Raw genomic sequence first — 12551 nt, forward strand, 5'->3', positions numbered from 1 at the left:
TTTAGCAGTGTAGACTTCTTCGGTTTCTAGTATCTAAACTCAGGCTTTTTGTAAGCGTTTTGGCTCACCTTCAATTCTTAATTTTGCACTATACTTCGTGGTAAATCCGCAGTGAAATCGGAATCTATGACCCACGTTCGCCATGTTTATTACATTGCACTTAGCTGTTGCTCTCTCAATTTACACGCTGAAAACAATGAGCAGGACTCGCTATTCTCTTTACCATTCGAACAGCTTATGCAAGTTGAGGTCTCCGTTGCAGCAAAAAAAAGTGAACCTTGGCTTACCTCGTCGGGCACCGTATATGTCATTAGTCGCGATGATATCGTCAACTATGGCTGGCGAGATTTAAAAGAAATGTTAGCCAGTATTCCCAATATGGACTACTTCTACCAATGGAGCTGGTTACCCGGCGGGCAGCGTGGTTTTACTGGAAACATGTCTGGTACGCTCATGTTAATTGATGGTCGAGAAGTACAAAATCTGTTGGCCAACGAAGCGTTTATTATGAATAACTTTCCTGCTAGTCGTATCGAACGAGTAGAAGTATTGCAAGGCCCTAATTCAACACTATATGGCGGCAATGCAACACAAGGGGTGATTAACGTTATCACTCGCTTAGGTCAACCAGAGAACGAGCTTCACGTAGTCATAGGTGAAGCGAATACGCGTCATGGACATGTACTACTAAATCACAAAAACGACAGCTTCTCTTTTTCATTCAGTGCCAGTTACTTTGACAGTGCGCAGGATTATAAGGAATTAAAACAGTTTGTTTTTGATACAGTGCGATTCAGCCGAAGCAGCAAAGATCCGCTAAGAGATCTCAGCAGTGGCGAATTTCGAAATGATGAAAGTAACTATACTTTAGACGCTACATTGAGTTATCAGGACTTCTATATCGGTGGCAACCTCAGTCGGGGAGAAAATGTTAGCGGCATCGAAGCCGTCTCATACGACTACGTTACCGGAGACGATTCGCGCAGGGGGTATGAAAATTACTATATTGGACAAAATTTCGCGCCATCAGAGTCTTGGCAAGGCACTATCGAATTAAGCTATTTTAGAGAATACAAAGAGAAAGACAGGTTAACCACCCTTATTCCCGATGGAGCCACACGTTATCAAGACTTAGTACAGTATAACGAACGAGAAGACATCGGCCCATCTGATAGAATTCGCCTTAACACCCAGTGGCAATATACCTCACAGGAAAACAGCGATTGGATTTTTGGTTATGATGGCTGGAAAACAGAAATTGGCCGCAAAGTTAAGTACCGAAATACTGGCAACGGCATTATGCTATTCACTCCTCCAGAATGGGCAAAAGACAAAGAAAAGTCAGAAAAACATGCACTATACGCTCAATACTCAAAAACACTTTCATGGCAGGAGCGTAGTCTCAAAATCAGCGCTGGCATAAGATACAACCATCAAGATTTCACTAACTCAGCCTATTTGCCAAGGACCAGTTTTGTTTATCAGCCAGATCCTTCCCAAGCAATCAAGCTCACTTACGGCGAAGCATTCAGGCCACCGACGATTTTTGAATTTGATTTGGTGATTGATGATAACCTTGAATCACAAACGATGAAAATGGCAGAGCTAAACTGGAGTAAAAGATTTACTTGGCACGAGATTTCATTTGCCAATATTGCCGCTATTTATCAAATGAAAGCCGAAAATTTCTATGAAAAAATCTTAGACCCACAAAATGGCACATGGACCACGGAAATTACGGGAGAACAAAAAGTGTCCGGCTTTGAAAACCAACTGAAATTCCATCGTGGTAGCTGGCAAGGACAAATAGCGCTCCGTTACGTCTCGCCAGACAAAGAACAAGTTAATGGCCAGTACCAAGTCCTTAATATTCCAAAATATAAACTGAAATTAGGTTTGGTTTATAACTTAAATCAACACTGGCGAATAGCAGGTTTTGTCGACCACTGGGCCGAAAACTATACAGAAGCCAACCGTATTAACGATGTCGGAACGGAAATTACTGAAATTGACGGATGGACGACCGTGGCTCTTCACCTCTACAAGCAAACACCGAACTATCGACTTGGTTTTTATATTGAAAACGTCTTCGACAAACTCTATTACCATGGGAATGCTCGGGGCACTTCTCCAATCCAATATTTACAAGCTCCCAGAAATCTGCGCGTTCAATTCAGTTACCAATTCTGAGACGCGTGATCCGTTGACAAAATAAAACCACGGCAGCGATTACTTCTTGAACAATTACTGAGTATAATGACAACCACCAACCACGTTGCATTCGGCTGTGAACCTAAATGGATATTTTAATTCAGCAAGAAATCGCTTTACATCAGTATCATACACGACAATCTAAATCGGAAATAAACCGCCTGCTCCACCCGCAGTTTTATGAAACTGGCATGTCTGGCAATAGCTACAACTTCAACGCAATCGTTGCCATGATGGAAAAAGAAAAGCCATCAAATACAACCATTCATTCGCAGGATTATGAGTCTATAAAACTAGGGGATCAGGCATATCTGCTAGTGTATAAGTCAGCCGTAGTATCAGGACTGGGGCAAGTAAATTATTTTGCCAAACGCTCCTCAGTGTGGATACGAAACAATGCTTATTGGCAGCTTCGCTATCATCAAGGCACTCCCTGCGAACCGTTTGAGTTACAGCCTCCACAAGGTGCAAATCTGCGATAGAAGCAATTTGCTCACAGTTTGAATTTTCGTAACCTTATAAGGTACAATTATTCTATTTATCACACGCTACCTGCGCTGTTCGAGGAAAAGTTATGCATCCAAATCGCAACGCCATCGCTTTTGGCGGATTGGTTATTACCACTTTGTTTTTCGTATTACTTATCGTATTAGCACTTTGGGCCTGGCCAAAGTACAAAGTATATAAATTAGAAATGAATGGTATTGCCGCGCTAAAAGAAGCCGAATGGAGTAAACAAATATTAATAGAAGAAGCCAAAGCAAAAGAGCAAGCAGCTCTAATGCAAGCTAAAGCGCGCGTAACGCTCGCTCAAGCAGAGGGTGAAGCGAAAATAGTTCAGGCTAAAGCAGAGGGTCAAGCCGATATCGAACGAGCAAAAGCGGCTGCAGAAGCAAATAAAATAATTGGAGAATCGCTCAAAGGAAATGAAGCATATTTGCGTTATGTTTGGATTAAGGGACTCCAAGAAGGTAACGGCGAGCGGATCTATATCCCTACAGAAGCTGGGCTGCCTATCCTAGAAGCTGGACAGGCTGGAAAATAGCCACTTTACCTAAGCCTATACGAGCTTTCTTTAATACTTGCTTCAACCTGCTTAGGCCGTTCCCATAGTCGCTTTAAAAGCCTGCTAGCAGGCTTTTCGACAATATAATGAATCGCCGCAGCTAAAGCTAGCATTAACAATATGCACAAAGCGACGAGTAGCGCTATTGATTTTTGCTCACCAAACTGATTAAAAATCATATAACCAATGTGCTGATGCACTAAATACAATGGATAAGTAAGAATACCAAAATAATAAAAAACCGGCAGTCTAAGCGGATGCTTTTCACATAATGCACTGATGAGAAAAATAGCGAAAAATATCACGTTGATTGTCGCAATGATAAATGGGTCAAACTCAATGTTAAACCAGCTCGCCATTAACCCTCCAAATTTTGTCGATTGCACCACAACAAAACACAAAGAGAGTAACAATAAGCCTGCTCTATAAATGTTCACCCCATGCTGTTTAGTTAAATATAGAGTACAACCTGCCGCAAAATAACCACTCCAATGTGGGAATATTGCGGTGAACATATTGATTTCTAAAGACCAAGGTGTAAATAGTATTAATAAGCTTGCGATTAATACAACGCCAATTACAGCTTCAAGATAGCGTAACCCCCTTATCAGTAAGATCACAGCCATAAATAAATAAAACTTAATTTCGATATATAGTGTCCAATAGGCACTGTCTATTGGTGCATAGTTCATTGCCTCATTAACCATTGTTATGTTAGCGATGAACTGCGCAGGGCTAACGGTAAATTTGTCACCACCTATATATAGGGTAACTAAGGTTGTTAAGAGTAAAGCAGCCCAGTAGGCAGGAAAAAGCCGAATGAACCGTGACTTTAAAAAGTGTGCTAAAGATCTGCTACTCACACTCATCAAAATGACAAAGCCACTTATTACGAAGAAAAAATTAATCCCCATATAAGCATACCGAGTAAATTCTCGCAATAATGGGAAATCAGCTATAGGTGCAAACCCTTCCATATGTGCTGTGTATGTATAATGAAATATCACAACACCGAGAGCACACAAAAACCGTAGAAGATCTATCTCATAAAACCGCGTATTCACCCAAGCATTCCAAAATTTTGCTAAGTTAAGAGCGTTAGATTAGCAGCAATGAGAGAAAAAATAACCAACTTTATTATGCAATAAATTCATCTTTCTGCAGGAGAACCTGTTCATTAAAAATGATATTAATCCACAACCCACTTCTAAATAAAAATCCTTAATTAAATAAGAAAATTAAAAATAGTTTATATAATGCAGTTATCAACGATTAAAAAGGTCGATTCTGGCTTGGAATTTTACTGCTTAACCAATCTTTTAAATTCCACTTACTACTCAAAAACAATAACTTTTCCAGTATATGAAAATGAAATGGGTAGTGCATACATTTTCATTGTCTAGTCGGATTTAGGAAGTTGAGGTTATTTAATCCAAGTTGTAACCCAATAATTTTACGTATAAGCGGTCACAAAATGTAAATCAGAAGGAATGAAAAGGAATATTAATTAATACATCGTAGCGAATAAAAAGGAGATCGTTAAACCTCCTATCAATAACTCAAATACACACTAAAATGAATGACACCTATTTGAGTAGGGCACATGCTTCAGCTGTTAATTGACATGACTTTGAGAAGTCAAACTATAGAAGCCCCAGCCACCAACAAACGATGCCTGACACTGCACATGACCCGACAGCACGATACGGTGTGTATCTGATCCCGGCGGTCTAACATGAGAAGGAGCACCTTGAGTCATTACATAGTTGCAAATAGTATAAGCTGAGCCTGCGTTTACCGAAGGTGCTGTTGTTAATGCACCAATAAAAGACAGTGCGATGGTTGTACTGATCAAAACAGATTTCATAGTAGTTTCCTTTACGTTTTTGTACTCTAATAGGGACTATTAGTTAACATTACAAAGTTCATATTTTCAACACTTAGCAGTTGAGATATATTCACTTTCAAAATTTCCATATCACATATGTTAATTTATCTCTGTTGAGAGCTTTCTGTTCAGTGGCTAAATCCATGCTAACTAAATCTCATCGTTATTTTTATCAAAATAAAAGCCACATCAGATTCAAAAACAAAACCTCTAGTCAACCTTTAAATCAGATATTAAAAACAACAAAACTCTTATCTTTTTATTACCAAGCCATAACCAAAATAAAAAAACTAAACAAGCAAGTAAAACCCAAAAATTAAAACATTAGATTTTTATCAAAACCAAAAATCACGTTGACTTGAAATCCACGCTTGAGTCTAATAAAAAAAACAACCAAACAAACACAATCCATGAACAAAGTTAATAAAGTTGCAATTTTTGTTTTAATGCTATTTTCACTTCAAACTCATGCAACTAATTTTAAATTAGATAAAACAAGACTAGTTTTTGAAAAAAGCGATAGAAGACAGGAATTTAAAATCTATAATGATTCTGAAAAGCTACAGAGCTTTCGAGTAACATTAACTGAAATGACAATGGATCTTAATGGTAACTTAGAGCCTGCAGATGAGTATGCCCTTTCAGCAAAGGAGTATTTAAGAGTTGGGCCAAGAGTTGTACGGGACGTACCACCGAAAGGCTTCGCCCGCATTAGACTAATAAAAAAAGGCCTTAAAAGTGAAGGGGAATTCCGCTCGCACTTGATGATTGAGTCGTTAACTTCTGAGAGAGTAAAAAAGGTTTCAGGTGTCTTTATTCAACCTAACTTTAAATACATCATACCTGTTTTTCTGAAAAACTACTCTGCAGAAAAAAAAGCCAAAGTAACTCTATCAAAGCATTACTATTCAGAAAACAAGAAACTACTCCTTGAGTTTAAACGTGAAGGCATAGGTTCTTTTACCGGTAATCTTGTCGTAAGTACAAAAGACGGAAAAGAGCTGTTTAGAATTAACCAGGTCAGTATTTATCCAGAGTTAGATACGCGTATTTTTAAAACTGACATTGGTAAAGAAAGTAATTATGAAGAAATTATTATTACCATGGAAGAATTAGAAAACAGGGATAACCACCAGTTCCAAACCAAAGTCAAAATATAGTAAAGGGAAAAGCTATGAAGAATAAAGCGCTATGGTCCATGTTTTGTTTTATTCCATTGACAGCCACTATGGCAAAGGAATTCAATTTAAACGTCAATTTCGAGTCCATTCAAACTGCGCTCGAGATATTAGAAGTTAACAAAATACAGTTTCCCGATTTATCAGCAACACCAGCAACGACTGAAGGCGCTGTATGTAATGCTAATGGCATCGTTAATGATAGCGACCATCGATATTCTTTATGTCCGGGCTCAATAGCATACCCAGGTTTATATCGAGTTACAGGAGCTGCTGGTGCCGCAGTGGTACTAACACACACAGCAGATCAAACAATTAATGGCCTGCGTCTTACAACTAACCAGCATGCCACACCCATTGTTAAGACTCTGACTCTAGACTCATCTGGAGAAGCTCAATATAACGCACAAAGTATCATCACGCTAATAGATAAGGATTCGACCCAAACTGCTGAGTATCATTTTACATTTGATATTTCAGTAGCTTATCAATAAAACCACCACTTAATATAGAAAAGGAAAATCATGAAAAAGTTATCTCTCATTGCCCTAGCTATTACGCTTTCTGCACCAGCTTTGGCTGTCACCAAGCAATCAACGGTTACTGTTAACTTGACCAAAGAGGAAGAGCCTCTGGTCATTAACCAAACGCAAGAAATGGAGTTTCCTCCTTTGGTAATTACTCGCGCAACCAATGTGGGTGCACGCTGTACTTCGCAACCGAGTCAACCTCCACGTTTACAAGATGTAGACAGGCTGTGTAAAGGTGCAGGTGCATACGCTCACTTCAGACTCTCTGGCGTCCCACACGCAGACGTTACTTGGACACTTCCTGCGCAAGATCAGCAATTGGATGGACTAAAATTCACCATGACTGAAATAAAATCCAGCGAAAAAGAAGCTATTTACCAAAAGCTCGATGCTGATGGCAATCTTAACCTTGGTAACTTCGGTACAATCACGCTTGTTGACCACGAGACAGCAATGCAAAGTACCGGTGAAAAGTCTTTTACCTATGACATCATTGCTGCTTATCAATAAGTATAAAACGTGTTAGCTGTGTTATCAGCTAACACATTTCCGCGTTTTCTGAAGAATATACAACCCATTGAAAAAAATAGTTATTGCAGTTTTAATTCTGCTTTTATATTCGCTTAACTGTAATAAGTGTCACGCAGAAGATTATTTGGACTATTTGTTTGTTGATACAAGAATTGACGGCCGCTCAATCAATAGCGAAGTCGAATTAGTCACCAAAAATTACGAAGATTACTTTTTACATCTTGATCGTTTTAATTCACTGTTAGCTACAAACGTAAAGTTTGATCTAGCAACTGCAACACTCACAGGTATTTTTTGGAATGAGCATGTTGATGCCAATTTAAAACCTGCACGCTTTCTTATTGAGGATGGAGAAACATATCTTGCACTCAATCTATTAGATAATTTTGAGATTGAGTATTTTTTAAATACAAGCAAACAGTCGTTGAGTATTAACACAAGTGATCGACATCCCAACACAGCGGAACTTATTATCGCAGAAAGGAAAAAATTAATTGAAGTTCTAAAAAGACGTGATGCGAGTCAGTTAACAAAACACGATAAGTATCAGCTATATACTGCACCTAATTTGGATGTCAATCTCTCACTGAAACATCAAAATAAAGCAGGTTATCAAGCATATACTCAACTCACTCAAGATATTTTATATCACCAAGCAGATATTAAACTAGCAAAAAGCGATACTCAATCTGTCACAGGAGAAGCCACCTTTTCTCGCAAATTAGCGTTAAACAACATCCCAATGACTTATCAGATTGGTGATATTCGGGCAACGACATCGTCGCTGACGCAGAGCGTGTCTAGAGGGCTTGGACTATTTATTGGCCAAGATGAAAGAAGAAGCCGGAAATTACAAGACGATATCAGCGGTTACACTATTCCTGGAAGCGAAGTTGCGTTATTTAAAGACGGCTATTTAGTTGATTTCAAACAAACAGAGAGTGACGGTTATTATCAATTTATAGATATTGATTTTAGGAACGCTGACACTCAATACTACCTACAATTTACTAATCCCGATGGAAGTATTGAAAAACGCGAAATTAAAAAGTCAAGTTGGCAAGGATTGCGCCAAGGACAATGGACTCCTGAGTTTGTATTTATTGATGCCAACAACAATATGCTAGGCAGAGGACGCTTATCTCAACAGCGAAAACAACAATTTGCCATGTTAAATGGCACGTATGTATATAATCCATCGACGCTTATACGTGGTGGCGTTCAGTGGATAAACACAGACGTCTCGAATCGCAGTATTCCCTATTCTGACGTTGAATGGAGAGGCGAATCTAGTTCAGTTATTTCCACTAAACTGGGCTACGACGGACAATTTTTGTACGACAATCAAGTTGACTTTAGCATTGCAGAGCATAGTGTTTATGTACTCAGCCAGAAGCGCGCTTCTAACGGAATAACCAGTCGTAACAAAACCATAGGGCATAGTTATGACAGTGACTCAATCAAAATTAGCAGTCAGTTGTATCAAAGCAGTGCTTTGGGAGTCACAGAAGAAGGCTTCGAGAGTAGACTGGGATTTAATGTAAATAACCAAACTCACTATCTGACTCTGAAAAAACAAATCAAAGGGGTCACAGCAGATCGTATTGCATACGTTTCATCACTAAGCAGCAAATGGGGAGTGTTGCACTTTTCTTATAGCAAAGAATATTTTTCAACACCGGTCGAAGACGTTACCATCCGTTATAGTCACTACTTTAACGGTTACAATTTTTCATCCTCAATACGCCATGAAACAAGCAGAGATGACACCACAACAAAACTCAGAGTGAGCAAATCTTTTCGGCAACTATCTCTTAGCGCATCTTTATCTCATAGTAGTAAGGGAAATACTATTGCAGCCTTGAGCATGGCTTTTTCTTTCAATAGTAGCAACCCTCTAAGCACCTTTAGCAGCAGCTCTTATCGCAGAGGTAGCACCATCAAAAAAAGCGCTTTTATCGATCATAACTACAACGGTCTGTGGGACAAAGAACTTAACGAACCAAGTCTGCAAGGCGTTGCGCTTTCTGGAGTAAGCCAGTCCGTTAAAACCATTGAAGAAGAAGACTACGCGAAACTAGTCGGAGTTGATATTTATGATCCAAAGGTATTTCAAGTGAGCTCTGAATCCTTGGATAACCCTTTTTTAATACCAACATATACATCTGTTAAATTAGAGTCACACCCAGGTGGTGAAGTGAACGTCATACTGCCTTTTCAGCAACTCTTTGAAGCTGAGGGAGAAGTGTTTAAACAAGATGAAAAAGGAAACGTACAGCGAAATCCAGGTTTTATCCCTTTTGAACTAATCAATCATAGTACCGGTGAAGTTAGGGAGATTTACACTGAACAAGATGGTTTTTTTATCATCGACCGCCTTAAGAAGGGTCAATATGCATTGAGAATAGAGGCTGATTTTCTTGCCCAAAATAAACTTCGATGCGAACCATGCGAACAAACATTAAATACTGATTTATCGGAAGATTTTATTGTCTTTACGGAACCTTTTGTATTAACTCCTGAATAACAATATTACCTTTGCAGATGGCATAAATAACAGCACAGTAAAGTATATACCCAAAGGTAACCGTAAACACTGATCACCTTTGGGCCCTTGCAATTAGTTTACGTATCGTTGAGCTGTCAGACGGTAGTGCCCCCAAGGCGTGATGTTAGTAGATGGACATGAAACGTAACCAGCGTACTGAACACTAAAGTTATCAGTACTTGGCGGTCTGTTATTTGAAGGTGCTCCCCACCAATAGGTGTATTCGCAAACTGTGTAACCTGTCCCTGCCGTTACCGAGGGAGATAGAACCACAGCACCAAGTGCTGCAATCGTAATTACTGCGCCAAACAAGATAGATTTCATGGTAGTTTCCTTTACGTTTTTGTACATTAATTAAGCTAACAGTTAACATTAGACCAAATGTATTTTCAATAAGTGGCTATTGAGATTAATTCAATTCCAAACTCGTCTGCTTTTTGGTTGAAATACTCTCAATTGAACACTTGTCCATTTCATGTTTCGGTTGAATAGCAAATTCCATATTGCTCACAATTTTTAATATGCAAAACCGCAGTTACCTAGAAACATTGAATTTTATCCGGTTGAGTCCCCCTCAAATGTCAAATTGTCGCTATAATCATGTGTAGGTTCTAGTAAAACCACTTGAGGATAAGGAATGGAGCTGCAAAGCAATAAATCTTCAGTGCTATTAATCCATGATCACACCAACATGTTAGATGAGCATCTTACTTGTGTTTGGAAATGAAATTACCAACGCCCTAACGTCTGCTATTGGGATCATTAATCCTGACTCGCTAGAGCTAATTGAAGCTAATTGCACGCTCACTAATTGGCTTGGCAACCCCCCTTTACCCTTAGCGATTTCGAAACTCAGTAAGCGCATTAACCACAAGCAACTACAAAGTGAACTCGCGTTGGATAACACCTATGAAGTGGTTATAAGTATGACCATCGACAATCATGAGAAGGCGGTCAACTTACTGTTTAAAAAGCTTATATTCGAAGCTAAGCAAGTTATCATCGTTGAAGGTTTCGTCGATAACAGTAAGCACCAACTAGAGAAACTAACGAGTTCATATCAACAAGCTGAAAAAAACCTGAAAGCCGCAATAACACAGCAAAAAAAACAAAACATCGAAGCCGAAAAGGAAAAAGCTCAGTTACTCGCAACTATAAATAAGGAGCTAGAAAATCGAGTAAAAAAGCGTACTTTAGAACTTGAAGAAATGCACAAGAAGCTTTCACATCAAGCAATGCACGATGCCTTAACTGGCCTACCAAACAGAAAATTGTTTTCTGAAAAATTTTCTCATGCCATTGAATTAGCAAAAAGGAATAAAACTCAAGTCGCCGTATTATTTTTAGACCTAGATCGTTTTAAAGTTATTAATGACACCTTTGGTCATCATACTGGAGATGAGCTGCTGATTAAGGCAGCAACACGACTCAAACAGGCGTTGCGCGTTTCTGACACTATCGCCAGGCAAGGTGGAGACGAATTTACCATCTTGGTCGAAAACGTAAATTCTACTCGTTCTATAACGAGGGTCTGTGAAAAAGTTCTGGCTTGTTTTAATGAAAGTTTCGCGCTAGCCAATCAACAAATTGATATCTCGGTAAGTGTGGGAGCAGCGTTATATCCCAACCATGGTAAAACCCCTGAGGCTCTAATAAAGTCGGCCGATGCTGCCATGTATTACGTAAAAAAACACGGCAAGAACTTCTACAAATTTTACTCTCAAGAGTTATCTACTTTTCAGTCGGATAAGCTCAGTTTGGAAATAGACTTAAAACGCGCCATTACACAAGATCAGTTGTTTCTGTTGTATCAACCTAAAATTGACATAACGACCAATAAGGTAGTGGGGTGCGAAGCGCTCGTTCGTTGGCGTCACCCTGAAAGAGGTGTGATATCGCCGAACGATTTCATCCCTATCGCTGAAGAGTCGGGAATTATTATCGATATTGGCCTATGGGTATTAAAAACCTCTTTGCGGCAGATAAACAAATGGCAAAGTTATGGTTTACCCATCCCCCCTATTTCTATCAATATTTCCGGTATACAACTCGATAACGTCGAAAGCATTCACAATATGCTGATTGCGCTAGCTGAAATCCCAGTGGTGCCATCAGCCATTGAGTTTGAGTTAACAGAAAGTACCATAATGGGATACAAGTCTTCCACAGCCAACGAACTATTATCGTTAATGCAAAGAAGCGGCTATCAAATCTCTATTGATGACTTTGGAACAGGATATTCGTCACTGAGCTACTTAAATAGCTTACCAATTGATACATTAAAAATTGATCAGTCCTTCATTGCTAACATTCCACATTCCAAAAGCGACTGTGCTATCGTGCTGGCAATTATTAATATTGCCAAGGCGCTCGGTTTCAAAACCTGTGCAGAAGGCGTTGAAAACCAACAACAACTTGACTTTCTCAAAGAGTACGGGTGTGATTTGGTGCAGGGATATTACTTTGCAAAGCCTCTAAATTGCGAAGCGTTAGAAGCGTTTATATCGCAAAATCTTTGAGCCTGTTGTGATACTTTGAAACGTTAAATCACATGCCAAAGCTCTTATTTTTTCTAGTATTCAAGTTATTTCTTGCCAAA

General features: G+C 39.1%; 11 protein-coding genes. 8 read left to right on the forward strand and 3 right to left on the reverse strand.

Features of this window, described 5'->3' with window-relative positions; translation table 11 throughout:
- Positions 1–111: 111 nt before the first annotated feature.
- The 3 genes from ACSLBF_RS21045 to ACSLBF_RS21055 all read left to right on the forward strand — a co-directional run bounded on the left by ACSLBF_RS21045 (position 112) and on the right by ACSLBF_RS21055 (position 3256).
- Positions 112–2190 (forward strand): TonB-dependent receptor plug domain-containing protein, encoded by a 2079-nt coding sequence (locus ACSLBF_RS21045; protein ID WP_440056598.1) that lies wholly within the window; start codon positions 112–114, stop codon positions 2188–2190.
- A 107-nt stretch (positions 2191–2297) separates the two neighbouring features.
- Complete coding sequence (locus ACSLBF_RS21050) at positions 2298–2693, forward strand: nuclear transport factor 2 family protein (protein ID WP_440056599.1); 396 nt, start codon at positions 2298–2300, stop codon at positions 2691–2693.
- A 92-nt stretch (positions 2694–2785) separates the two neighbouring features.
- Positions 2786–3256, forward strand: a complete 471-nt coding sequence (locus ACSLBF_RS21055) for a hypothetical protein (protein ID WP_440056600.1) — start codon at positions 2786–2788, stop codon at positions 3254–3256.
- Between the two features lie 5 nt (positions 3257–3261).
- Here the strand turns inward: ACSLBF_RS21055 and ACSLBF_RS21060 are convergent, their stop codons facing one another.
- Both ACSLBF_RS21060 and ACSLBF_RS21065 read right to left on the reverse strand, forming a co-directional pair.
- A complete protein-coding gene (locus tag ACSLBF_RS21060) occupies positions 3262–4341 on the reverse strand; it encodes an acyltransferase family protein (RefSeq protein WP_440056601.1) in 1080 nt (359 codons plus the stop codon).
- A gap of 551 nt (positions 4342–4892) precedes the next feature.
- Positions 4893–5144, reverse strand: coding sequence for a hypothetical protein (locus ACSLBF_RS21065; protein ID WP_440056602.1), 252 nt, complete (start codon positions 5142–5144; stop codon positions 4893–4895).
- A gap of 431 nt (positions 5145–5575) precedes the next feature.
- Between ACSLBF_RS21065 and ACSLBF_RS21070 the strand changes: the two genes are divergently transcribed.
- From ACSLBF_RS21070 to ACSLBF_RS21085, 4 genes are all read left to right on the forward strand, one after another.
- A complete protein-coding gene (locus ACSLBF_RS21070; protein WP_440056603.1) occupies positions 5576–6325 on the forward strand; it encodes a hypothetical protein in 750 nt (249 codons plus the stop codon).
- 14 nt (positions 6326–6339) lie between these two features.
- Positions 6340–6837 (forward strand): hypothetical protein, encoded by a 498-nt coding sequence (locus ACSLBF_RS21075; protein WP_440056604.1) that lies wholly within the window; start codon positions 6340–6342, stop codon positions 6835–6837.
- A gap of 30 nt (positions 6838–6867) precedes the next feature.
- The gene (locus ACSLBF_RS21080; protein WP_440056605.1) at positions 6868–7383 is read left to right on the forward strand and encodes a hypothetical protein; all 516 of its coding nucleotides are present in this window, start codon (positions 6868–6870) and stop codon (positions 7381–7383) included.
- A gap of 145 nt (positions 7384–7528) precedes the next feature.
- Entirely contained in the window at positions 7529–9931 is a 2403-nt protein-coding gene (locus tag ACSLBF_RS21085) for a hypothetical protein (protein ID WP_440056606.1), read from the forward strand.
- 93 nt (positions 9932–10024) lie between these two features.
- Here the strand turns inward: ACSLBF_RS21085 and ACSLBF_RS21090 are convergent, their stop codons facing one another.
- Positions 10025–10276 carry a hypothetical protein gene (locus tag ACSLBF_RS21090; protein WP_440056607.1) on the reverse strand — a complete coding sequence of 84 codons (252 nt, stop codon included), beginning with the start codon at positions 10274–10276 and terminating at the stop codon, positions 10025–10027.
- 374 nt (positions 10277–10650) lie between these two features.
- On the opposite strand from ACSLBF_RS21090, the gene ACSLBF_RS21095 reads away from it, so the two are divergent.
- Positions 10651–12471: an EAL domain-containing protein gene (locus ACSLBF_RS21095; protein ID WP_440056608.1), complete on the forward strand. Its 1821-nt coding sequence runs from the start codon at positions 10651–10653 to the stop codon at positions 12469–12471.
- Positions 12472–12551 lie beyond the last annotated feature (80 nt).

Source organism: Pseudoalteromonas sp. T1lg65, assembly GCF_051930985.1.
Taxonomy (GTDB): Bacteria; Pseudomonadota; Gammaproteobacteria; order Enterobacterales; family Alteromonadaceae; genus Pseudoalteromonas.